We start from the raw sequence: 23,881 nt of genomic DNA, 5'->3' as shown, positions 1-23,881 counted from the left end.
GGGCCTCCTTTCTTATTGTTGACTGAGGGTCGAGCGGACCGATCTGGCGAGCTCCACATCCCTGGAAAAGTCCGGATCGCATTGTTTCGTCCCGATCGCCACTTCCGCAATGGCGCTCACCGGGCGCGAAGGTAGAAGAACGGCCTGCTTTTCGGTGACCTCGCCGGCCCGCGAGTCGATCACCGCGAAATCGACCGCCACGTCCCGTCCGGCGCTGTCATAGAACAGAGCGGCCACGCAGACGTGATCACTGTCGGCGGGGTCGCGGTTATCCAGCACGATGCGCGTGGAGATGCGGTTGGACGCTGCATCCACTGACGCCGAGTAGCGGTAGCGCTCGTCGCGTTTCCAATCCCATGTCCCGTCCTGGCGAACGCAATCCGCAGGTGCGCCGGCGCAGCTATCGACGGGAACCACCGTCCAGACGTAATCCGTCCAGCCAGCCTGGACGGCTTGGGGGACGTGGTCGCTGGAGAGCAGGCCGATGGCGAGCGAGAGTTCCTTGAGCAGAGAAGCCATGCCGGGCTGATCCCCTTTCAATATGTCGCTTTTGTGTTCGCAGGCGGGTCGGCGAGCGTCGCGGCGCCCATGCGAAAGGCCGGCATGCGCCGGCCCCTCTCTCCCGCAAACACGCGCTCGTGCCTTCAGCTCGTGATCCGCGGCTGGGTGACGATCTTCATGAACAGCGCGTTCATGGCATCGGCAATACCCTGGGTGGGGGTCACTTCGAAATAGAGTCCGTCGCTGGCACAGGACCGCATCTTGGATGGTATTTCGTTCTGGAACGGGGCGATCCAGGAGTTGTACCAGCCATTGGTGGGCAGTGGCAGGTAGGTGGTGTAGAGGACGGCGACCTTGTAGTTTGCCGCCTTGAGCGCATCGCAATATTTCACGTCGATGGGCTCCTGGCAGCGGGCGCCCGAGGTGGCTTTGGTGCAGCCGGTGGGCTTGTAGCTGTCGCCGACGCCATCCGCGACGAAGAAGACGATCTTTTCCGGATCGTTCTTGGAGTGGCCGGTGCCCTGGCCGCCCATCTTGGTCTTGATCTGCGTCAGGGCCGTATCGAAACTGGTCTGCTGGTCGTTGTTGTAACCCTGCCAGGGAATCGTCATCAGCTTGATCTTCGAGGCCTTCGATTTGGCATCGGAGAGGTCGGAGGTGAGCGATGCCACTTCCAGAAGCTTGGTGTCTTCGGCCTTTTCGCCGAAGGTGTAGATGGCCATGCGATACTGGTCGGACGTGCTGCGCTGGCTGGTGGCGGTATCCATCAGGGCGGCGGTGGCCTGCGCCACCACGTCGATGCGGATCGTCACGCCGAGTTTCTTGGCGAGGTTGTAGTAATCTTTGGCATCTTCCACACCGCCATTGCTGATGTGGCAGGCGAAGGCGCATTTGTCGCCGGTATTGGCGACCATCTTTGCCACGTCCGTCGGGGTGGCCGCGACGCCCATGGAAGGGGTGTTGTCGAGCAGCAGGTAGAAATCGCGGAAGATCTGGGTCTGGTATTCCGCCGTGACCGAGCCCGCAATATCCACGCTGGTCTTGCCGAGGACGCGCAGGAAGGTGGTGGGCACCCGGGCCTTGTAGGCGAGCGTTGCCTGCAACTTGCCGCCGATTTTCTTGATCGAAATATTCGTGCTGGTCACCTTGGCACGGTCGGCGGTGGGCAGTTCCGCCTTGAACATTTTCAACGCATCGGCCTCGCCCAGCTCGATACTGCCGTCCGCGCCCATCGAAAAGGACTTCGTCACGGCGATCGAGCGTTCGGAGATCGATCCCACCATGGCCGCATCGGCTGCGGCGGCCATGGTGCTGCGGGTCATCAGGGCGTCGGCGAAATCCACGGCCAATCCGGCCACGCCCAAAAGGGGGGCGGCGATCAGCGCGGTAATCGCGCCGAAATTGCCGCTCTTGTCTTTCAAAAGACGGGACATCATCACGGTTGCCTCCAGTAAGAGGCGGCACCGTCGCATATAAAGGTTTAGTCCAATATAATCATAATGGAAAACATAAAGTGAATTGGTTATCTAAAATAACTTATATAACGCATTAAAGTGGCCACCGCGCTGGCTGTGCGACGGAAAGGCGGATCGGCCGGTAGGCGTTCAGGCAGGCACACAGAGAAGACAGAAAGCAAGCAGACAAGGCTCAGGCATCGACCAGACCAGCGCTCGCGCCCAAGGCCAATTTGCGCTAGGAAAAGCACTGGATGTTTCTTCCCGTCCATTCAGGCGCATGCCCGCGCCATACGGGGGAAGACAAGTGACGCTCAAGAGTATACCACTTCCGGCGAAACAGTCAACGCAACTAAATTAGATTGAAATGGGCTGCTGATACATGCTTGAGACCCCGGGAAACCCGGCCACCCGCCTTTACGCGAAGGGACCTGTCTTCGCCATTGCGCCGATGCTCGACTGGACGGACCGGCATTGCCGGTATCTGCACCGGCTGTTGACGGGGCGGGCGCTGCTTTACACGGAGATGGTGGTCGCGGATGCGATCATCCATGGGCCGCGCGAGCGGTTGCTGGGGCATGATCCGCTGGAGAACCCGGTTGCCTTGCAGCTGGGTGGATCCGACCCCGCCAAGCTGACCGAGGCGGTGCGGATTGCGCTCGATTTCGGCTATGACGAGATCAACCTCAATGTGGGCTGCCCCTCCGACCGGGTGCAGAGCGGCACTTTCGGCGCCTGCCTGATGCGCGAGCCGGAGACGGTGGCGGCCTGCATTGCGGCGATGAAGGCGGTCTCGCCGGTGCCGGTCACGGTGAAGTGCCGCATCGGCGTCGACGAGCAGGAGCCGGAGACGGTGCTGCCGGATTTTCTGGCCCGCATGGTGGCCGCAGGCGCGGATGCGATCTGGATCCACGCCCGCAAGGCCTGGCTGCAGGGCCTGAGCCCGAAGGAAAACCGCGATATTCCCCCGCTCGATTACCCGCTCGTGCACCGCATGAAGCGGGAGAACCCGGCGGTCTTCCTCGGCATCAATGGCGGCATCCAGACGGTGGAGGAGGCCGTGGCCCATCTGGCCGTGATGGACGGGGTGATGATGGGCCGGGCGGCCTATCACCATGCGGCGCAGCTTGGCGCGGTGGATGCGGCGATCTATGGCGCGGCGCCGCAGCCGGTGGATTGGCCGGCGATCCGCGACGGGATGATGGCCTATGCGGAGGCGCATCTGGCCCGCGGCGGCAAGGTCAGCAATGTCACCCGGCACATGGTCGGGCTGTTCCAGGCGGTGCCGGGCGCGCGGCGCTTCCGGCAGGTGCTGTCGACGGCGGCGACCCGGCCGGGCGCGGGGCCGGAGGTGATCGCCGAGGCCTTCGAGGCGGTGCTGCCGCATCTGTCCGGCGCGGCCGGCGGCGAGGCGACGGCGGCAGCGGAATAGGCGCGGCCGGTCTTGCCGGGCCGGCGGGGCAGGGCAGCATTGCGACGCCGCCCGTCCCCGGGGGCGCAGGGCGCCGGCCGGAACTGAAAACGGCGCCCGAAGGCGCCGTTTCCGTGGAATTCGCAATCAGGCTCTTATGCAGCCTTGATGTTGACGGCCTTCGGGCCCTTGCCCATGCGGTCCGGCTCGGTGTCGAAGGACACGATCTGGCCGTCGCGCAGGCCCTGCATGCCGGAAGCCTGTACGGCGGAGATGTGCACGAACACGTCCTTGTCGCCATTGTCAGGGGTGATAAAGCCGAAGCCCTTGTCCTGGTTGAAGAATTTTACGGTGCCTTTCACGGGATGTTCCTTTTCGTTCCCTGAAGTCTGTCATGGCGCGCGAACCCGCCGAAACGAGGCCGCGCTAAAGCGGATGGCCGGCGCGCGGTAAGCGCGGGGTATGGCCGGTCGAGTGTCATGATTGCGGGGAAAGAACATCGCTTGCCGGCTGCACCGGCAACCCCGGCTGCGAAGCGACGGGGTAGTCTTCAGAAGTCCAGTCTCCGGGATCGCAATGCCCGAACGACAGCAGCAGTGCCAGTATTCGCGCAAAAAGGCAAGCCCGCTGTTTTCAGAGCGACAGGCCCGTCCTGCCCCCGGATGCCCGTCATGCCGGCCTTTGCGGCCCGGCGCGGCCGATGGGGCGCCTTCCTTCGCCGCCCGCAAAATCGCCCCCTCCTTGTTCCCTTGTGGGGGCGTGGGGAGGGGGCAGTCATGCCAGGCCATGCTTCATCGATCCCGCGCTTCGTTCGAAGCCGGGTTATGCCTCATTTCCCCCCTCGGGACACGAGGGGTCGGCCGGGGCGCGGGGAGCACCTCGTATGAATAAGTTTATATGGCGCTTTCCGCGCCCCGTTTCGGCTTTATGCGATGCAACTCCGGCTTCTCTGCACCAAGCCTACGGTCCGCCGGGTATTTCGCATGCCCCCGGCGACGGGCGACCGGATTGACCGGTCTTGTTCGCACCTGATCGCTATTTTTCACGCGACCCGGCCCGTAGCAGTTTTTCGTCGTCACACAGACGGACCCCCTGTCTTTTGGGGACGGGGAGCGGAAGCCATTTTCTGCACCGTCTCCTCCTGCGCATCTGCGAGAGAGCAGGAAGAAAGACCGGCTCCACCTGACCGGGATCGCAGGGCCCCCGGCGTTACCAGAGCGGAACGAGGAATATTATCCCACAGGTTTTGGTAAGGGGGATGACGGGGGTGCAAATTTATGTGCGGGGGAAAACAGGGGGTTAGGTGGGAGGGAGTGAGTAGGGAGTAGTGAGTAGGGAGTAGTGGGTAGGGAGTAGTGGGTAGGGAGTAGTGGGTAGTGGGTAGTGGGTAGTGGGTGGGCAAGGTCAATTGACGGCGTAAGAGCACTGGAAGCCGAACGCCAGCGGCGGTTCTTTCCTCTCCCCAACGGGGAGAGGATGCCGGCAGGCAGGTGAGGGGGCGGCAGGCGCTGACTGAAGCCATTGCATGATTTTACGGAGATCAGAGAGCGGCAGACTCGACCGTCTCCCTCCCCCTTGTGGGGAGGGGCAGGGGTGGGGGTATGCCGAGGAAATCGACGTGCGTTGATTGAAAAACGCATTGAGGCCTCCGGCCACATCTTACGCTCCGACCCCCACCCCTAGCCCCTCCCCACATCCGGACGAGCTTCGCTCGCCGCGAGGGGGAGGGGGATAGCTCCCGTTCCGCCGATCCGCCCCCTCATCTGCCCTCCGGGCATCTTCTCCCCGCTGGGGAGAAGAGGGCGTAATTGATGTTCGCGCAAAACAACGGAAGCCGAACGCCAGCGTTTTTTCCTCCTCTCCCCAGCGGGGAGAGGATGCCGGCAGGCAGGTGAGGGGGCCTCTGGCGCTGACCGAAGCCATTGCATTGTTTGGAGCAGATCGGGTGCGCCAAACTCAAGAGCCTCCCTCCCCCTTGTGGGGAGGGGCAGGGGTGGGGGTATGCCGAGGAAATCGACGTGCTTTGATTGAAAAACGCATTGAGGCCTTCGGCCACATCTTACGTTCCGACCCCCACCCCTAGCCCCTCCCCACATCCGGACGAGCTTCGCTCGCCGTGAGGGGGAGGGGGATAGCTCCCGTTTCGCCGATCCGCCCCCTCATCTGCCCTCCGGGCATCTTCTCCCTCGGCGGACAAGCTTCGCTTGCCGCGGGGGAGAAGAGGGCATCGCCGACCTCAGCGCAAGCCACTGGAGACTGAACGCCAGCGGTTGTCTTTCCTCTCCCCCGCGGCGAGCTTCGCTACTCTCCCCAGCGGGGAGAGGATGCCGGCAGGCAGGTGAGGGGGCGGCAGGTGCTGACCAAAGTAATCCTATGGTTTGGCAACGATGGGGTGCGCCAAGCGCAACCGTCACCCTCCTCCCATCCACCCGAGCTTCGCCCGCCATAAGGAGCACGGGAACCCGCCCCCGCGCGCACCCCACCATCCATTCCTCAATAAATCCCTAAATAAAATACACCCTAAAAAAGCATTGACTGAATATGCCGTACTGCTAACGTCCTGTTCAGGATGGCGGAGAATTTCGCTGTCCCGGGGGAGTCGAAACCCTCGCATCGGAAGCGGCTGCGCCTTGAACGGCGCATCCCGTACCTTATAGCTTCCTGTACCAGCGGTACGCCGTGCGGTCCGGGAGGCCTCGGCCATGTCCAGAACTTCGGTTTAAAAGCCGGGGCAGCCGTCCGATGCGGCTTTTCGATCTCCCGGCCATCGGGGACCTGTTTGGGAAAACTTGGGGTCCCCGGTGGCTGATTATCGGAACGCCGCGCGAGGAACCCGCCCCATGGACCTGACCGCAATGTATGACCATTCCCCGGACTGGCTGAAGCTGCTCTGGGTTCTGCTGCCGCATGTGACAACCTGGGTGATCACCTTCCTGATCCTCACCCTCATGAAACCCCATTCCCGCCCCCCAACCGAATTCCGCATCCTGCGCGAGGACGGATCGGAGGCCAAGGTGCGGTTGAAGGCGATTGAGTAGGGGGGAGTTTGAGAATGAGGCGGCGGGTGGAGGAGCGAGGTATACAGGATTGAGGAGCAAAGGGGATGTCCGGAGGAGAAGAAATTAGTCATGTCTGAACAGGCCAATACATACATATAATCATTATGCGATTTACCGACCAAGATTGATGTGGTGCACCTGGACTTGAAAATGCGATAAAACATCAAACTGAGTTCGCAGTTGAGAAATCTGTGATTTGTCACAATCGCTAACATATGCATTGGGCAATTCGATATTGCGTAACCTGAGAGGATCTGATGGCTGAATCGCAAATAGAGTGGACGGATTCGACGTGGAATCCGGTCGCAGGATGTTCAATAGTTACTGCGGGCTGTTCGAATTGTTATGCAATGGAAATGGCCAAACGCCTTGAGTCAATGGGTATTGAAAAGTATAGCGGCCTTACCCGCAAGACGGGCAAGCGATCAGTTTGGAATGGGGTTGTCAAAGAAGATTACGGAGCTTTATTAATTCCCTATGGGTGGAGAAAGCCGCGAAAAATCTTTGTAAACTCAATGAGCGACCTCTTTCATGAGAGTGTCAGCGATGATTTTATATTGAAAGTATGGGAGGTTATGGGTGATACACCGCACCATAATTATCAAATTCTCACCAAGCGTCCTGAACGTATGGCGGAACTCGTTGCGTCAAAAATGAACTACGTCCTTCCAAATGTCTGGCTAGGTACTAGCATTGAAAATTCCGATGTTGGGGGTAGAGCCGAATATTTAAGAAGAGTACCCGCAGCAATTCGCTTTATTTCTTTTGAACCTCTAATCGGACCTATAGGCGCAATCGACCTTCGCGACATACAATGGGCGATTGTTGGTGGAGAAAGCGGAAAATCGGCCCGGCCAATCAAAGAAGAGTGGATTGACGAAATTCATAACCAATGCGTGGAGGCGGGTACCGCTTTCTTTTTCAAGCAATGGGGAACCTGGGGGAAAGACAATAAAAGACGGTCAAAAAAGGCGAATGGGCGGGAATATCGCGGAAGAACATGGGACGAAATGCCGAACGGTCATGTGAATGTAAATTCAACATAAACATATTTTATGGGGGCTTCTTTGGTCGAAAAGAAATATGAATGGGTAGAGGGCGCCACCCTCCAAGAACATTCTCGCCGAAAACACAAAATTATTCGCCAGTATATTTATGATTATATTTCTGTCCGTTGTCGACTACCTCAGCAAGGGAGTTTCCGCCTCGCCATAATTGATGGCTTCTGCGGTGCAGGGCGGTATGAATGTGGATCTCCCGGTTCCCCCCTTATCTTTGTAGAAGAGCTCAAGAGGGCTGTCGAAGCGGTAAACATCCAAAGGGCCGCTCAAGGACTGGGAGAAGTTAATGTATATTGTCTTTTGATTTTTAATGATGAGAATCGTGATGCTGTGGAGCTTCTAAGGAGTAATATTTCGCCCTTGCAGGTAGAAATTGATCTCACCTGCCCTAAGTTGCAATTGCAGATTTTCTATATGAATAAATCGTTTGAAGAAGCATATCCGGAAATTAAGAGTATTCTCTCACAGGGCCGGATTCGGAACGTCTTATTTAATCTAGATCAGTGTGGTCACAAGCATGTAGATCGTAATACTATTCGAGACATTATGAGCTCTTATCAAGCGGCGGAAATATTTTACACATTCTTTATAAGCTCACTTTTGGCATTTCTAAATAAAAGACAGCCGGAGCAACTCCGTGCACAGCTCGCCTATCTTGATCTCGAAAGCAAGGATATCGGAATACTAGACGAACAAATGAGCCGAAAAGAATGGCTCGGGGTTGCTGAGAAAATCGTGTTTGAATCCTTTCAGTCTTGCGCCACATACGTAAGCCCATTTTCAATTCACAATCCCGATGGATGGCGTTATTGGTTAATCCACTTCGCGAATGTCTATCGTGCCCGGCAGGTGTACAACAATATACTTCACGACAATTCGAATTCCCAGGCGCACTATGGCCGGTCTGGGTTAAATATGCTTTCGTACAATCCCAAGCATGAAAAAGGCACGCTATACCTCTTCGATCAGAGCGCACGCTTATCAGCAAAGGATCAGCTATACGAAGATATACCGCGTTTGATATCGGATTTTGGAGATGCAATGCCTGTAATACAGTTTTACGAGACCATATACAATATTACGCCTGCTCATACCGATGATGTCCATTCTGTAATCATAGATAATCCAGACATAGAAGTCATAACTCCAACCGGAGGCGAGCGAAGAAAGGCAAATACGATTGGGGTAGACGACATCGTCAAGTTAAAGCCGCAAACGAGCTTCTTTCCGCAATTCAACAGCACCACAACTAAGCGAAGTTGATTTTTGGATATGACGTATGCCTACGATAGACCTCGCTTGTAATGTACTACGGTTTTCTACCGCCCCGGTCTCCCCGTTTTCCCCTTTGTCCGGCCCTTGCGCTTGACGTCCACCGGGTCCTCGTAGGAGCCGACGCCGGTGCGGGCGCGGCGGATCGGGGAGGGGTCGTCGGTGGCGCGGTCGGGTTGGCCTTCCAGCAGCGGCGAATGGCGCTTGGCGGTGGACAGGTGTTCCGTCGGCTTCTCCGGAAGCTTGCCGATGACAGGCTTTTCCGTGCGGCCCACCGTCATTTCGTCAAGGCTATTCTTGCGAAAATAGCCTTGAGTCCCCCGTTGCCCGGACTCGCTGTCTTGCCCGTCTTCGCCGGGCAAGGCGTCCGGGCGGCTGTTCTTGCGGAACAGCGATTTGCCCGCCGGTTCCGCGATGTCGCGGCCCATGTCGTCCAGGTCCGGCTTGCGGAACAGCGGCTTCACGCCGTCCGTGCCGGGGCCCATGTCGTCGAGCGAGGGTTTGGCGAAATAGGAGCCGGTCGTGCCCGTGGCCCCCTCATCCGGCGCTGACGCGCCACCTTCTCCCCGCCGGGGAGAAGAGGAGGAGCGCCCGCCTTCGGCTCCCGAGGCCGTCGCGCCCGGTTTCCCCCTCGGGCCTTCGGCCCTCGACGCCTCTTGGTTTGCCTTCCCCCTCGAGCCCTCTGCGTTTCTTGCCTCTTCCTTGGAGATCGGGTCGTCCATGGCGGCGAGTTCGGCGGCCTTGAGGCGTTTGATTTCGTCGCGCAGGCGGGCGGCCTTTTCGAAGTCGAGATCGGCGGCGGCGTCGCGCATCTGTTTTTCCAGCGCGTTGAGATGGGCCTGCAGGTTGTTGCCCACCAGATGCCCGCCATCGGCAAAGCCCTTGCCGGAGGCGCCGGAAATGTCGGCGCGGACGTGGTCGCGCTCGTAGACGCTGTCGAGAATGTCGGAAATGCGCGCCTTCACCGATTCCGGCGTGATGCCGTTCAGGCGGTTGTATTCCATCTGCTTTTCGCGGCGGCGGCTGGTTTCCTCCATCGCCCGCTTCATCGAGCCGGTGATGTTGTCCGCGTAGAGAATGACCTTGCCATCCACATTGCGCGCGGCGCGGCCGATGGTCTGGATGAGGGAGGTTTCCGAACGGAGGAAGCCTTCCTTGTCCGCATCGAGGATCGCCACGAAGCCGCATTCCGGAATGTCGAGGCCCTCGCGCAGCAGGTTGATGCCGACAAGCACGTCGAAGGCGCCGAGGCGGAGATCGCGGATGATCTCGATGCGCTCCAGCGTGTCGATGTCGGAATGCATGTAGCGCACCCGCACACCCTGTTCGTGCAGATATTCGGTGAGGTCTTCCGCCATGCGCTTGGTGAGCACGGTCACCAGCGTGCGGTAGCCCTTCGCCGAAGTCTCGCGGATCTCGCCCAGCACGTCGTCCACCTGGCTGCGGGCGGAGCGCACTTCCACCGGCGGATCGATGAGGCCCGTGGGGCGGATGACCTGTTCGGCAAAGACGCCGCCGGCCTGTTCCATCTCCCAGTTGCCGGGGGTCGCCGACACCGCGATGGTCTGCGGGCGCATGGCGTCCCATTCCTCGAAGCGCAGGGGGCGGTTGTCCATGCAGGAGGGCAGGCGGAAGCCGTATTCGGCCAGCGTCGCCTTGCGGCGGAAGTCGCCCCGGTACATGCCGCCGATCTGCGGGATCGTCACATGGCTTTCGTCGATGAAGATCAGGGCGTTGTCGGGGATATATTCGAAGAGGGTCGGCGGCGGCTCGCCGGGGCGGCGGCCGGTGAGATAGCGGGAATAGTTCTCGATGCCGGCGCAGGAGCCGGTCGCTTCCAGCATTTCGATGTCATATTTGGTGCGCTGCTCCAGGCGCTGCGCCTCCAGCAGGCGGCCGGCGCGCTCCAGCTCGGCGAGCCGGTGCTTCAGCTCCTCCTTGATCGCCTTGATCGCGCCGTTCAGCGTCGGGCGCGGGGTGACATAGTGCGAGTTGGCGTAGATCTTCACGCTCTTGAGGTCGCCGGTCTTCTGGCCGGTCAGCGGATCGAATTCGGTGATGGAATCGATCTCGTCGCCGAACAGCGAGATGCGCCAGGCGGCATCCTCCAGGTGGGCGGGGAAGATTTCGATCGTGTCGCCCCGCACGCGGAAGGAGCCGCGCTGGAAATCCATCTCGCGGCGCTTGTATTGCTGGGCCACGAGATCGGCCAGCAGCTGGCGCTGGTCGATGCGGTCGCCGACCTGCATCTGGAAGGTCATGGCGGTGTAGGTTTCCACCGAGCCGATGCCGTAGATGCAGGACACCGAGGCGACGATGATGCAGTCGTCGCGCTCCAGGATCGCGCGCGTGGCGGCGTGGCGCATGCGGTCGATCTGCTCGTTGATCGAGCTTTCCTTCTCGATATAGGTATCCGAGCGGGGCACATAGGCTTCCGGCTGGTAGTAATCGTAGTAGGAAACGAAATATTCCACCGCGTTGTTCGGGAAGAAGTTCTTGAACTCGGAATAGAGCTGCGCGGCCAGTGTCTTGTTCGGCGCGAGGATGACGGCGGGGCGCTGGGTTTCCTCGATCACCTTGGCCATGGTGAAGGTCTTGCCCGACCCGGTGACGCCGAGCAGCACCTGGCTGCGCTCGCCGGAATTCAGGCCTTCCGAGAGGTCGCGGATCGCGGTGGGCTGGTCGCCGGAAGGCGTGTAATCCGTCACCATCTGCAGGGGAATACCACCTTCCGATTTCTCCGGCCGGGCCGGGCGGTGCGGCACCCACAGCTTGCCATCCTTGAACAGCGGATTGCCGCTCTCGATCAGCTTCGACAGCGCGTCGACGGTGGCGGTCACGGCGCCCTGCGCCAGCGTGCCCGCTTCCTCCAGGCTCACATCCATGCCGGCCACGGGGTTGAGGCCTGCGGCAGCGCGGGTTTTAGGGTCTGTCGAGCCGCCCATGGAGGTGCCGCGCGAGGATTTCATCGCCGTGGGTTGGGATTTGTTTGCGCTCACGCTGTCGGCGCCTTGCGCCTTCGCTCCGCGGGGGCCTCGCATAGGCTCGGACGCCCGGTCGGGCTTGCGGCCTGCGGCCGGACCGTCACCCGCAGAGGTCTGGGTGCGGGCGGCGATCTCCACCTTCTTGCGGTGCTTGCCGGCCTTGGAGGCGATCTCGCGCTGGGTTTCCATGCCGGAGGCCTCGGCCTCCGCCTCGAGCTGCTTCACCCAGTCGGACACGGAGCCGGAGAGCGGCGCGCCTTCGAACGGGGCCTGCGGCGCTTCTTCGAAACCGGAGGGGCGGGACGGATTTTTCGGTGCCTTGGACATGCCCGGAATATGGACAGAGTCCCACAGAAAGGAAAGGGCAAAGGCGTACAAAAGGGAAACAAAAATTCAGGTGCGGGTTGCAGGAACCGGGGTTCCGGCGGGGCTTCCGGTGGCCTGCGCTTTGATTTCCGCTGCGCTGCGCTCTATTTCGGTCGGCAGTGCCCGTTCGATTCCCCGGAGAACCCGTCCATGCCCTTCGCCCTGTCCCCGGCCGCCGTCTGGCCCGTCGTGATGCTGCTCGCCTCCAACATTTTCATGACCTTCGCCTGGTATGGGCACCTGAAGCACAAGGGCACGGCCATCTGGATCGCCATCGTGGTGAGCTGGGGCATCGCCTTTTTCGAATATTGCCTGGCGGTGCCCGCAAACCGCATCGGGTCTTCGGTCTATTCCACGGCCCAGCTCAAGACCATGCAGGAAGTCATCACGCTGGTTGTGTTTTCCGGCTTTTCGGTTTTCTGGCTGAAGGAAAGCCTGACGATCAACCATGCGATCGGATTTGCCCTGATCGCCCTCGGCGCGAGCTTCGTCTTCCGGGCCTGACAATCACGCCGCATCGTGTTGCAGCGTGATCCAGTCCAGAATCTTTTCCGGCGCCATGGCCTGGGCATAGAGCCAGCCCTGCGCCGTTTCGCAGCCCAGCGCCCGCAGGATCATGCGGTCCTCCTCGGTTTCCACCCCTTCGACCAGAATGTCGATATCCAGCATGCGCCCCAGCGCGACCATGGCGGTCACCAGCGCCTGATTGTGCCGGCTGTCGGCAATGCCGGAGACGAAGTCGCGGTCGATCTTCAGACGATCAATGCGGATGGACCGGAGATAGCTGAGCGATGTGCTGCCCATGCCGAAATCGTCCAGGGCCAGGCGAAATCCCTGCTTTTCCAGCTCGGCGAGGTCGGCGCCGTGCTTTTCCACATCCAGCAGGGCTTCCTCGGTCAGTTCGATCTCGAACAGGCCGGGGTCGATCTGATGACGCCTGACGATATCGCCGAGCGTTTTCGCCACGTCGTAATGGGCGAAATCCTCCGCGGACAGGTTCACCGCGACATGCACGTCGGTGTAGCCGAAGGCTTTCAATCTTTGCAGCAGAAGACAGGCCTTCTCCGTCATGTGCGTGGCAAGCATGCCGTGCAAACGCCGGGTCTGCACGGCCTCCACGATTTCCGGCGCGCTCAGCGGCCCGAAGACCGGATGGGTCCAGCGCACCAGCGCTTCGACGCCGATGAACTTCCCGTCCGACAGGCGGACCTGCGGCTGGAACCAGGCCTCCACGGCGCCGCTTTGCAGGGCGTCCTGGAGATCGAGCTCGATCCGCTCGCGGCGTTCTTCCTTTTCGCGCATGTGATGGGTGAAGAGCATGGCGCAGCGGCGACCCGCGCCCTTCGCCCGGTACAGCGCCCGGTCTGCACAGGAAAACAGGGCATCGACCCGGTCCGCATGCAGCGGCGCCAGGGCGATGCCGATGCTGGCTTCAACCCCGTAATGCCGACCGGCGAGAAACACGGGCTGGCAGATCTTGTCGAGGCAATGGTTTGCCAGCGCCAGCGCCTCCTCGGCCGTTGCGGTCTTCGGGCAGAGAACGGCGAACTCGTCTCCCCCGAGACGGGCGGCAAGGGCGTGCGGGGGCAGGGCTTCCTGCAGACGCCGGGCCACCTCGATCAGCAGTTCGTCTCCGGCCGCATGCCCCAGCGTATCGTTGATGACCTTGAAGCGGTCCAGATCGAAAAGCAGCATCGCCAGTTCAGCCCGCTCGCTCGCCGCCCGGAGCGCTTCGCGCAGCTCGACATTGAACTTGGTCCGGTTGGCAAGGCCGGTGAGGGAATCGGTGGTGGCAAGCACCTTGAGCGCCCGGTTGGTCTGGCTGATATCGTGGTTCGCCGCCTTCAACGACTGGGCGAGCATGGTCGCCTCCTGCCGGACCAGCATGCTCTCGACAAAATTCCGCGCACCGAGCTTGCAGGCCCGATAAAGCATGACGGCATAGAGGATGACGTTGAAGCAGAGCACGTAACACATCAGCGATCCATCCGCGATCATGAAGGCCGCGATGGAGATGACCGGCGGCAGGGAAAAGGCAATCGCCATCCGGGCATAGGGCACCCCGCGCACCAGACCGCCAGCCGCCACCCCGACCATGATCAGCGTCACATAGGTGTGCTGGCCGGCCACGTTGAGATTGGGGATGTTCAGCGGAAGCGTCGCCCACACAATGCCCCCCAGAAAGGAGCCGGCGATGAGCAGCCGAAGAATGTTTTCCGGGCTCTGCCGCTCCGTCGCCCTTTCCAGCCACAGCTGGAGGGCATAGCGACCCACTAGCATGGCAAGGTTAAGCAGGGTCCACGTGTAAACCGAATAGGAGGTGCCCGCATCGGCAAAATAATAGATGAGCGCGACCGAAACAGAGATCAGGCCGTTCAGCAGATAAGGAAAAGCCCCATAGTCGAAAATACCGCGCATCTGCGCCCGCCGGATGGCATCCCGGCGCGCCTCGCCGCTCAGGAGGGGCGCTTCCATCTCTTCCTTGAAATCCACATTTTGCAAAATCATCACATGGTCCGGTCTTATTCAGTTAGACCATGAGAATATAAGAAACAATATAAGGAAGTCTTCCCGTGTATGGTTTATGCGCCGTTGACCGGACCTGCGGTCGCGGCGGCGTTCATTCGGCGGGGACGGGGGTGGGCTTGCCCTCTCCATCCAGCGCCACCATCACGAAGGTGGCATGGGTGACCTTTTCCATCACGGGCGTGAGATAGCGTTGGGCCCAGGCTTCCACCTCAAGCGTGATCGAGGTGCGGCCGACCCGTTCGATATGGGTGTAGATGCACAGCGTATCGCCGATCTTCACCGGCATGGCGAAGGCCATTTCCTTGACCGCCGCCGTGACGACGCGTCCGCGCGCCCGTTCTGCCGCGCGGATGCCGCAGGCAAGGTCCATCTGCGCCATCACCCAGCCGCCGAAAATGTCGCCAGCGGCATTGGCATCGCCGGGCATGGCCAACGTGCGCAGCGTCAATTCACCCTGGGGCGTGGCGGTATCGGTCAAAGGGCAGTCCTCCGGTCAGAATCGTCCGTAGCAGTATAGACCAACCCGCCGGGCGAGGGCACATGCCGCACTGCGCCGGCAAGATTCCCTTAACCATCCGTGCCTAGAATGAAAGACTGTATCCTGCGGCTCGGGCCGTGTTCCGGAGTGGCATCTGTATGGCGTATCGTGCCCCCCTGCGGCGTTTCCTGCTGCCGCTTCTTCTGACCGTGTCTCTGGCAGCCTGCTCCACGGAGGGGCTTGTCGTGGACAGCGGCACCCGTGTGTCTGCCATTCCGCCGCAAAAGCACCGCCGCCCGCTGCCGGAAAGCGCCAGCGAGCAGAGCTATTCCGTTCCCGACAGCGCGACGCCCGATCAATCCGGGCTCTATGCCGAGGCCGGCGGGACGGCTCAGCCCGCCGTGGCGCCGCCGGCAGGACGGCTGCCGCCGATCGACAGCGACGAGGCGCTTTCTCTCAACGGTCCGACGCCCTCTTCCGGGCCGCAGCTTGGCGCGCCGCCCCAGGTTCTGGGCCAGCTCACCATGAATCAGAGCGGCGTGCCGCTTTCGGCTGCCCCTGCGGGCCAGCCGCAGCAGGTGGCCTCGCTCGATCCCGGCCAGCAGGGCATCAGCCTTGATGAAGGGCTTGGCGTCAACAGCGCGCCGCAGCCGGGCACCAGCCTGGCCCAGGAGGAGGCCAACCAGATCGCCGAGGGCAATACGAGCGAGCCCGTGGTGGGCGGGATCGGCACCGACAATCCGGTGGCCTATCCCTCCGCCCAGCCGCAGCCGCAACCGGCCGCGGCCGATCCGCTGCTTTCGGAACTGGATTATCCCGAGACGGCCCCGGCCCAGCCGCGCCAGTCCTATCCGGCGGGACAGGAGGTGGCCATGCTGCCGCGTCCGGCCGATCCGACCGTCAACCCCACGCTGCCGCCGCGCCCGGCGGTCATGCCCCGGCAGGAAGTGGCCTGCCGCCAGGCGCTGGCGAAAATGGGCGTGAAGTTTCAGGATGTGCCGGCGATTTCGAATGGGCCGTCCTGCGGCATCGCCTATCCGATCAAGGTTTATGGTTTTGCCAGCAACATCCAGATGAAGCCGGCGATCAACCTGAACTGTCAGGTCACCTATGCCTTCGCCCAGTGGGTGAAGAACGAACTCAATCCGTCCGCGCGCTATCGCTACTGGTCGGGCATCAAGACGATCATTCCGCTCGGGGGCTATTCCTGCCGCCGGATGAACTCGTCCGCCCGCAACCCGTGGTCCGAACATGCGCGCGGCAATGCCATCGATGTCGGCAAGTTCATCCTGAACAGCGGCAAGGAGATCGACGTGCGCAAGCCGGGCTTCTTCTCCTTCCGGGAAAAGGGCCTGCTGAATGCGGTGCGGTCGGAAAGCTGCAAATATTTCCACACTGTGCTCGGCCCGGGAAGCGATCCGCACCACAAGGACCACTTCCATTTCGACCTGCGGGCCCGCAAATCCGGCTACCGGCACTGCGACTGACCGATCCCTTGTGACGGGGGAGGGCATTTTCAATGCCCGAGATCAGGGACCTCGCCCTGCGCTGAATTGACGCTATAGTCGCGATCAGTTCTTTTCAGCGATTCCCCCCTCAATCAGCGATCATCGGACAGACCATGCCGCAAGCGATCATTTCTGTCGAGAATCTCACCAAGACCTATGGCAACGGCTTCGAGGCGCTGAAGGGCGTCAGTCTGGAGATTGCCGAAGGCGAGATTCTCGCCCTGCTCGGCCCCAACGGGGCGGGCAAGACCACTCTTATCTCCATCATCTGCGGCATCGTCACGCCCTCCGGCGGCCGGGTGCTCGCCGGCGGCCACGATGTGGTGAAGGACTTTCGCGAGACGCGGGCGCTGATCGGCCTCGTGCCGCAGGAGCTGACGACCGACCAGTTCGAGACCGTGTGGAACACGGTGAGTTTTTCCCGGGGGCTGCATGGCAAGGCGCCCGATCCCGCCCATATCGAGCATGTGCTGCGCGAGCTGTCCCTCTGGGACAAGAAGGATTTCATGCTCCGCCAGCTTTCCGGCGGCATGAAGCGGCGCGTGCTGATCGCCAAGGCGCTTTCCCACGAACCGCGCGTGCTGTTCCTCGACGAACCGACGGCGGGCGTCGACGTGAACCTGCGCAAGGACATGTGGCAGGTGGTGAACCGCCTGCGCGAGAAGGGCGTGACCATCATTCTCACCACCCACTACATCGAGGAGGCGGAAGAAATTGCCGACCGGGTGGGCGTGATCGACGGGGGGCGGCTGCTGCTCGTCGAGGACAAGGTGACCCTGATGAAGAAGCTCGGCTCCAAGCAGCTCATCCTCGATCTTGCCGCGCCCGTGGCGGTGGTGCCCGAACAGCTGGCGCCCTTCGCCCTGCGGCTGGAGAAGGAGGGCACTGTTCTGGTCTATGATTATGACGGGCACGACCAGACCGATCGCATCGCACCGCTGCTGCAGGCGCTGAGCAGTGCGGGGATCGCCTTCAAGGACATTTCCACCCGGCAGAATTCGCTCGAGGATATTTTCGTATCGCTGATCGGAGAAAAGGCATGAACTGGCAGGCGATGAAATCCATCTATGTCTTCGAGATGGCCCGCACCCGGCGCACGCTTCTGCAAAGCGTCGTCTCGCCGGTGCTGTCCACCTCGCTCTACTTCATCGTCTTCGGCTCGGCGATCGGCTCACGCATCCAGAACATCGAGGGTGTATCCTACGGCTCCTTCATCACGCCCGGGCTGATCATGCTGTCGCTGCTGACGCTCTGCATCTCGAACGGCTCCTTCGGCATCTATTTCCCGAAGTTCACCGGCACGATCTACGAGCTGCTGTCCTCGCCCGTGTCCATGACGGAGGTGCTGGTGGGCTATGTGGGGGCGGCGGCGAGCAAGGGGCTGCTGGTCGGGGTGATCATCCTCATCACCGCCCATGCCTTCGTGGACATCCGCATCGAACATCCGCTGATGATGATGACCTTCTTCGTGCTGACGGCGGTGACTTTCAGCCTGCTCGGCTTCATCATCGGCATCTGGGCGACGAATTTCGAGCAGCTGAGCCTGATCCCGAGCCTCGTCATCCCGCCGCTTACCTTCCTCGGCGGCTGCTTCTATTCCATCAACATGCTGCCGCCGCTGTGGCAGACGGTGAGCCACTTCAACCCCGTGCTCTATCTCGTCAGCGGGTTCCGCTGGAGCTTCTACGGCATTTCCGACGTGAACCCCTGGATCAGCCTCGTGATCATCGTGGCCTTCCTCGCCGCCTGCCTGGTGCTGGTGAGCTGGATGTTCCGCACCGGCTACCGGCTGAAGAGCTGAGCTCAATCCGCATCATCCTCGGCCATGCTCATGATATCGGCATAGAGCTCGGCGGCGTTGTTGTGGACCTTGCCGCGCCCCGCCTCGTAGTCGTCGAGACCGAGCTGGATTTCGGCGCGCAGCCGCTCCAGTCGAACTTCATAACTCTCTAAAATGAATGTCTCGACGTCCACAAGCGTTTCGGTGTCACCGGGGCCGGAGAGGCGGATGATGCCGTCATCGAGCAGGTCCTCGTTGAAGGTGCCGGACTGGGTTTTCGGACGGGCCATGGAGTGCTCCTTTGGCGGCATCATGCCCCAACCGGTCGGGCAAGGCAAGATTTAGCGTCGCCTAATCCTTCAGGCGCAGTTCGTCGGTCTGCATGTGGAAGGAGGAGAGGGAGGACAGGAAGCTCATGCCGAGCAGGCTCTGGTCCATCGCGCCCTTGCGGGTGACGAGGGCCGGGATGTTCTCGCGGCGGATCGGGCCGATGTCGACAGTGGTGAGTGCGATGGGGGCAGCGAGCGCTTCGCCGTTGGCGGTGAGGACGCGGGTGGAATAGACGAGGTTTTCCGGAATGATGCCGACGGCGACCGCATCCTCGTAGGTGAGGGTGACGGTGCTGGCGCCGGTATCGACGAGCATGGGAATGTCCTGCGCATTCACCTGCACCACGGCGGTGAAGTGGCCGGACATATCCCGCGAGAGCAGCACTTCCTTGCCGCCATTCGCATCGGTGATGGTGACGGCGTGGCCGGGCAGAAGGCCTGCGGCGAGCCGGGCGCCGAACCGCTTCATGTCTTCGCGGAAGAGCGAAAGACCGGCGAGCGCGAGGATGATTCCCAGCCAGATCAGGATATGGCGGGCGGACTGGCTCCAGTTGCGGCGGCTTGCGAGAATGCCGGCGCCGAGCAGCGTGACGATGGGCACCAGCGCCGCCAGCTGCCCCAGCTGATCCTCCGAAAGGCCCATGACGCGCGTCCCGGGCGTCTTCAGAAGCAGAAAGGCGAGGCCCGAGAGGAGAATGGCAAGGGCAAGCCCGGTGCGTTTCATGCGCTGCCGGTTTCCCGCGCCATGCGCTGGCGGCGGGTTTCGCGGCGGGGCTTGCGCTCCACGGTTTCCAGACGGGCAGGCAGGCCGGCCATGATCTCGCGGCGCTGCTGGTCGCTATAGGTGGTCCAGGCGCCGATTTCGTCGCGGGTCCTGCCGCAGCCGAAGCAATAGCCGGTCTTCATGTCGATCGAGCAGACAAGGATGCAGGGCGATTCCATCAGCAGACTACCTCAGAGCCAGGGGGCGTGCGTGACCCTCCTAATGGGCTTCACGCCAGAAGCGCAAGGCTTGCGAGCAGAACCATATCAGAAATCTGCTGCGTTGCACCAATCGTGTCGCCCGTGTGGCCGGAGAGCCTTTGGCCGACATGGAGCGTAAACAGGAATGTGGCGGCAAGCCCCGCCAGCACCGTCACCAGCACGGCAGGGAGCGACAGAACCGGCAGGGTGAGAAGCAGAAAAGCCGCGAGGCCCGTGCCAAGGGCGAGCCTGAGCGCCATGCCGGAGGGCACGCCGACCTTTGCCGCCACCCCATCGCTCTTGGCCGGGGGAAGGTGGCGCCAGTGCCAGACCATGGCCGCGCGGCTGAGGGCGGCCGACCCCAGAAGCGCAAGCGCCGCCGCGCCCGGCGAGACCTCCGTGACGAGCGCCGACAGCGACGCCACCCGGATGAGCAGCGACAGGCCGAGCGCCAGCGCGCCATAGGTGCCGATGCGGCTGTCCTTCATGATGGACAGCGCGCGCTCGCGGTCCCGTCCGCCGCCGAGGCCATCGGCGGTGTCGGAAAGGCCGTCCTCATGCAAGCCGCCGGTCAGCAGCACGAGAAGGGCAACCGCGATTGCGGCGGCCAGCAGTGGCGCCTGCGTGTGTCCGGCAAGCCAGAGCACCAGCGCCGGCAGGGCCGCGACGATCAGCCCCGCCACCGCAAAACCTTCCGGCGTCCGCTCCATGCGTCCGTCATCGCCGGCAAAGAAGCGGCCGGGAACAGGCAACCTGCTCAGGAAACCGGCGGAGCGGGCAATGCTGGTGATGAAATCGGCCAGGGGCACGGTGAGACTTCCTTGGATGGGCGGGGAACCTGCGACAGGAAAGGCCGCTTTTGCGGTTGTTCGAAGCGCCGCGCCTGATTAAGAGACGGAGGCAGAAAAACCTCATTCCCGAGAAAAATACAAGGAAGCTGCTTCGATGAGCCTTTCCGGTCTGCCTTTTGACGATTTCCGCACCCTGCTGAAGGATCTGCCGGGTCCGAACCCGGTGGCGCTGGCGGCGGCCCGCGACCGCGACAGCCAGCTGACCAAGCCGCCGGGCGCGCTGGGCCGGCTGGAAGAAATCGCTTTCTGGCTGGCGGCCTGGACCGGCCGCGCGCCTGCTGTCACCCGTCCGCTGGTCGCGATCTTCGCGGGCAATCACGGCGTGACCCGCCAGGGCGTGACCCCATGGCCGTCCGATATCACCAAGCAGATGGTCGCGAATTTCTCCTCGGGCGGCGCCGCCATCAACCAGATCTGCCAGACCTATGATCTCGGCCTGAAGGTCTTCGATCTCGCCCTGGACATCCCGACCGGCGACATTACCTGCGAAGCGGCCCTTTCCGAGCGCGATTGCGCCGCCACCATGGCTTTCGGCATGGAGGCGATTGCCGGCGGAACCGATCTGCTCTGCATCGGCGAAATGGGCATCGGCAACACCACGATCGCGGCGGCGATCAACCTGGCGCTCTATGGCGGCACGGCGGCCGACTGGGTCGGCCCCGGCACCGGCTCGCAGGGCGAGTTCATGGAGCGCAAGCTGAAGGCGGTGGAAACCGCCGTCGCCTTCCACAAGGATCATCTCCACGATCCGCTGGAAGTGATGCGCCGGGTCGGCGGTCGCGAGATTGCCGCCATGGCCGGCGCGATCCTCGCCGCCCGCATGCAGAAGATCCCCGTGCTGATCGACGGATATGTGGCAACCGCCGCCGCCGCGATCCTCAAGGCTGCCAACCCCTCCGCGCTCGATCACTGCCTGATCGGCCATGTCTCGGGCGAGCCCGGCCATCTCAGAGCCATCGAGAAGCTCGGCAAGACGCCGCTGCTGGCGCTTGGCATGAAGCTGGGCGAAGGCACGGGTGCGGCCATGGCCGCCGGTATCGTCAAGGCTGCCGCCGCCTGCCATTCGGGCATGGCCACCTTTGCCAGCGCCGGCGTATCCACCAAGGAGTGACGCACCCTTGCCGCAGCGAAGCGTGCCGCCTTATATAGGCCGCATTGGCTTTGCTATGGAAAAGAACGACCGGGCCGGATCAACCCGCCCGGTTTTTTCTTGTCCGATGGCTGGACTGAAGAAGGGGCAGATCGATGCGCTTGGGACGACCGGAAATTGGCAGCAGAACAGCCGCTTTGCTGACCGGGCTGTGGATGCTCGTCACCTGCAACGATACGTTCTGGCCGATGATGCTGAAGAGCTTCGGCGGCTGGAACGCCGCCTCGATCACCTTCGGCTTGTCGATTTCGCTGCTGATCCTGACTTTTTTCGTCGCGATCTCCGCCAAATACGTGTTCAAGCCGCTGGCCATCCTGTGCCTGCTCACCGCCGGTGCCGCCTCCTATTTTACCGATACGTTCGGCACGATCGTCAACGAGCAGATGATCGACAGCGCGGTCACCACCAACCAGCGGGAGGCCGGCGCGCTGATCAGCGCCCGTTTCCTGATCCATCTGGGCTTCTATGCCATCCTGCCGGTCGTGCTTTTGCTCTGGGTGCGGCTGCGGCACGAGAATTTTCTCCTGAAGCTGCGCAACAATTCCAAGCTGATTGCCGGCATGCTCGCCGTGACCGGCGCCATGGTCTATTTCAACATCGGTTCCTACATCGTCACGATCCGCGACAACAACCTGCTGATGCAGACGCTGAATCCGGTCGCGCCGCTTTCCGCCGCCTATAATTACGCCCATACGCAGCTCACCACGGCCAATGTGGTGGTGGCCAAGCTCGGCACGGATGCAAAGCGTGGCGCGCTCCTGTCTGCCGAAAAGAAGCCGGTCGTGACGGTGCTGGTTGCGGGCGAGACCGCCCGGGCCATGAATTTTTCCCTCAACGGCTATGAGCGGGAAACCAATCCGCGCCTCAAGGGGCTGGACATCATCAACTATCCCGACGTGACCAGTTGCGGCACGGATACGGCGACGTCGCTGCCTTGCATGTTCTCCGTCTATCCCACGAGCGACTATTCGGAAACGAAGGCAAAATCGACGGAAAACCTGCTCGATGTCTTCCGCTATGCGGGCATCGAGGCCATCTGGTGGGACAACAATACGGGCAGCAAGGGCATCGCGACCCGATCCAAATACGTACCGCTGATGGACAGCAAGGATCCCGTTCTCTGCCCGAACGGCGAATGCCGGGACGAAATCTTCCTCAAGCCGCTGGAGGACCTGCTGGCGGGCGTGACCAAGGACACGGTGATCGTGCTGCACCAGATCGGCAGCCACGGACCAGCCTATTACCGCCGCTATCCGGAGGAGCGCCGCATCTTCAAGCCGGACTGCCAGACCACGGACCTGCCGAAATGCAGTCTCGAGGAAGTGCGCAACGCTTATGACAATTCCATCGTCCAGACGGATGCGTTCCTGGCCTCGGTGATCGAGCTTCTGAAGAAGCATGACGACCGTCTTTCCAGCGCCTTCCTCTATGCGTCGGACCACGGGGAGTCGCTTGGCGAAAACGGCCTCTTCCTGCACGGCGCGCCCTATGCCTTCGCCCCGAAGGAGCAGACCCACGTGCCGATGATCAGCTGGTTTTCACCCTCCTACCGCGCCCTCACGGGTCTGGACATGGCCTGCCTTGCGAAAGAGGCGTCAAAATCCTATTCCCATGACAACTGGTTTCACACGGCACTGGGGATGATGAATGTGGAGACTTCGGTCTACAAGCCCGAACTCGATCTTCTCCAGCCCTGCCGTCCGAAAGGCTGATCATGGACCACGGATTTGAAAAGAAGACCGGCGTTGCGCATTTCCTCGCGGCGGCCGGCTATTCACTGGGCGGCTTTCGCCGGCTGATGGGCGAGAGCGCCTTCCGCCAGGAAGCCTTTGCTTTTCTGGCGGGCCTGATCCTGCTGCCGCTCTTCGGCGCGGGCTTCCACCAGATGGTGCTGTTCATCGCGCTGATGCTGCTGCTGTTTGCCTTCGAGGCGATCAACACCGCCATCGAGGAAATCGTCGACCGCGTCTCGCCGGAATATTCGCTGGCTGCCAAACACGCCAAGGACCTCGGTTCCTTCGCCTGCATGTGCATGATCGTGCTCAATGGCGGCTATGTGCTTTACACGCTGTACGGGCTCTGGTTCGGGTGAGGGCGGTGTGAACCGGCCATTTTCCTGACCGGGAAATGCCGGGACCTAGTCCCTCCGTCGTCTTCTGCCCTTTTTCCATCGGGCCTGCGACAG

At 61.7% G+C, this 23,881-nt stretch carries 21 protein-coding genes; 11 read left to right on the top strand and 10 right to left on the bottom strand.

What is annotated here, in order from left to right:
- Positions 1–12 precede the first annotated feature (12 nt).
- Positions 13–519, bottom strand: coding sequence for a hypothetical protein (locus ACT54B_RS00425; protein ID WP_476041991.1), 507 nt, complete (start codon positions 517–519; stop codon positions 13–15).
- Positions 520–644: 125 nt separating this feature from the next.
- Positions 645–1,934, bottom strand: coding sequence for a TadE/TadG family type IV pilus assembly protein (locus ACT54B_RS00420; protein WP_476043432.1), 1,290 nt, complete (start codon positions 1,932–1,934; stop codon positions 645–647).
- A gap of 403 nt (positions 1,935–2,337) precedes the next feature.
- Between ACT54B_RS00420 and dusA the strand changes: the two genes are divergently transcribed.
- A complete protein-coding gene (gene dusA / locus ACT54B_RS00415; protein ID WP_476041989.1) occupies positions 2,338–3,387 on the top strand; it encodes a tRNA dihydrouridine(20/20a) synthase DusA in 1,050 nt (349 codons plus the stop codon).
- A gap of 134 nt (positions 3,388–3,521) precedes the next feature.
- Here the strand turns inward: dusA and ACT54B_RS00410 are convergent, their stop codons facing one another.
- Entirely contained in the window at positions 3,522–3,728 is a 207-nt protein-coding gene (locus ACT54B_RS00410; RefSeq protein ID WP_476041987.1) for a cold-shock protein, read from the bottom strand.
- 2,478 nt (positions 3,729–6,206) lie between these two features.
- Between ACT54B_RS00410 and ACT54B_RS00405 the strand changes: the two genes are divergently transcribed.
- The 3 genes from ACT54B_RS00405 (at position 6,207) to ACT54B_RS00395 (ending at position 8,749) form a co-directional block, all read left to right on the top strand.
- On the top strand, positions 6,207–6,404 hold the full coding sequence (locus ACT54B_RS00405; RefSeq protein ID WP_476041985.1) for a hypothetical protein: 198 nt from the start codon (positions 6,207–6,209) through the stop codon (positions 6,402–6,404).
- A 278-nt stretch (positions 6,405–6,682) separates the two neighbouring features.
- Positions 6,683–7,471, top strand: a complete 789-nt coding sequence (locus tag ACT54B_RS00400; protein WP_476041982.1) for a phage Gp37/Gp68 family protein — start codon at positions 6,683–6,685, stop codon at positions 7,469–7,471.
- 21 nt (positions 7,472–7,492) lie between these two features.
- A complete protein-coding gene (locus tag ACT54B_RS00395; protein WP_476041980.1) occupies positions 7,493–8,749 on the top strand; it encodes a three-Cys-motif partner protein TcmP in 1,257 nt (418 codons plus the stop codon).
- Between the two features lie 56 nt (positions 8,750–8,805).
- Here the strand turns inward: ACT54B_RS00395 and uvrB are convergent, their stop codons facing one another.
- A complete protein-coding gene (uvrB, locus tag ACT54B_RS00390; RefSeq protein WP_476041978.1) occupies positions 8,806–12,069 on the bottom strand; it encodes an excinuclease ABC subunit UvrB in 3,264 nt (1,087 codons plus the stop codon).
- Between the two features lie 189 nt (positions 12,070–12,258).
- Between uvrB and ACT54B_RS00385 the strand changes: the two genes are divergently transcribed.
- Positions 12,259–12,612 (top strand): DMT family protein, encoded by a 354-nt coding sequence (locus tag ACT54B_RS00385; RefSeq protein ID WP_476041976.1) that lies wholly within the window; start codon positions 12,259–12,261, stop codon positions 12,610–12,612.
- A 3-nt stretch (positions 12,613–12,615) separates the two neighbouring features.
- Here the strand turns inward: ACT54B_RS00385 and ACT54B_RS00380 are convergent, their stop codons facing one another.
- A complete protein-coding gene (locus ACT54B_RS00380) occupies positions 12,616–14,616 on the bottom strand; it encodes a putative bifunctional diguanylate cyclase/phosphodiesterase (RefSeq protein WP_476041974.1) in 2,001 nt (666 codons plus the stop codon).
- Between the two features lie 112 nt (positions 14,617–14,728).
- Positions 14,729–15,064: an acyl-CoA thioesterase gene (locus tag ACT54B_RS00375; protein WP_476043430.1), complete on the bottom strand. Its 336-nt coding sequence runs from the start codon at positions 15,062–15,064 to the stop codon at positions 14,729–14,731.
- Between the two features lie 209 nt (positions 15,065–15,273).
- On the opposite strand from ACT54B_RS00375, the gene ACT54B_RS00370 reads away from it, so the two are divergent.
- The 3 genes from ACT54B_RS00370 (at position 15,274) to ACT54B_RS00360 (ending at position 18,424) form a co-directional block, all read left to right on the top strand.
- Entirely contained in the window at positions 15,274–16,602 is a 1,329-nt protein-coding gene (locus tag ACT54B_RS00370; protein WP_476041972.1) for an extensin-like domain-containing protein, read from the top strand.
- Positions 16,603–16,736: 134 nt separating this feature from the next.
- Complete coding sequence (locus tag ACT54B_RS00365) at positions 16,737–17,666, top strand: ABC transporter ATP-binding protein (protein ID WP_476041970.1); 930 nt, start codon at positions 16,737–16,739, stop codon at positions 17,664–17,666.
- Positions 17,663–18,424, top strand: a complete 762-nt coding sequence (locus tag ACT54B_RS00360; RefSeq protein ID WP_476041968.1) for an ABC transporter permease — start codon at positions 17,663–17,665, stop codon at positions 18,422–18,424. The genes ACT54B_RS00365 and ACT54B_RS00360 overlap by 4 nt, the downstream gene beginning before the upstream one ends.
- A gap of 2 nt (positions 18,425–18,426) precedes the next feature.
- Here the strand turns inward: ACT54B_RS00360 and ACT54B_RS00355 are convergent, their stop codons facing one another.
- The 4 genes from ACT54B_RS00355 to ACT54B_RS00340 form a co-directional block, all read right to left on the bottom strand.
- Positions 18,427–18,693, bottom strand: a complete 267-nt coding sequence (locus tag ACT54B_RS00355; protein ID WP_476041966.1) for a hypothetical protein — start codon at positions 18,691–18,693, stop codon at positions 18,427–18,429.
- Between the two features lie 61 nt (positions 18,694–18,754).
- Entirely contained in the window at positions 18,755–19,456 is a 702-nt protein-coding gene (locus tag ACT54B_RS00350; RefSeq protein ID WP_476041964.1) for a retropepsin-like aspartic protease family protein, read from the bottom strand.
- A complete protein-coding gene (locus tag ACT54B_RS00345; protein WP_476041962.1) occupies positions 19,453–19,674 on the bottom strand; it encodes a DUF1289 domain-containing protein in 222 nt (73 codons plus the stop codon). The genes ACT54B_RS00350 and ACT54B_RS00345 overlap by 4 nt, the downstream gene beginning before the upstream one ends.
- 50 nt (positions 19,675–19,724) lie before the next feature.
- Complete coding sequence (locus ACT54B_RS00340) at positions 19,725–20,504, bottom strand: adenosylcobinamide-GDP ribazoletransferase (RefSeq protein ID WP_476041960.1); 780 nt, start codon at positions 20,502–20,504, stop codon at positions 19,725–19,727.
- A 136-nt stretch (positions 20,505–20,640) separates the two neighbouring features.
- Here ACT54B_RS00340 and cobT point away from each other — a divergent pair, with 136 nt between their 5' ends.
- The 3 genes from cobT to ACT54B_RS00325 all read left to right on the top strand — a co-directional run bounded on the left by cobT (position 20,641) and on the right by ACT54B_RS00325 (position 23,788).
- A complete protein-coding gene (gene cobT / locus ACT54B_RS00335; RefSeq protein WP_476041958.1) occupies positions 20,641–21,657 on the top strand; it encodes a nicotinate-nucleotide--dimethylbenzimidazole phosphoribosyltransferase in 1,017 nt (338 codons plus the stop codon).
- A gap of 134 nt (positions 21,658–21,791) precedes the next feature.
- A complete protein-coding gene (locus ACT54B_RS00330; protein ID WP_476041956.1) occupies positions 21,792–23,408 on the top strand; it encodes a phosphoethanolamine transferase in 1,617 nt (538 codons plus the stop codon).
- Positions 23,409–23,410: 2 nt separating this feature from the next.
- The gene (locus ACT54B_RS00325) at positions 23,411–23,788 is read left to right on the top strand and encodes a diacylglycerol kinase (protein ID WP_476041954.1); all 378 of its coding nucleotides are present in this window, start codon (positions 23,411–23,413) and stop codon (positions 23,786–23,788) included.
- Positions 23,789–23,881: the final 93 nt, after the last annotated feature.

This window comes from Gellertiella sp. DMC107 (assembly GCF_056313605.1).
This window is presented reverse-complemented; position numbering and strand designations above follow the sequence as displayed.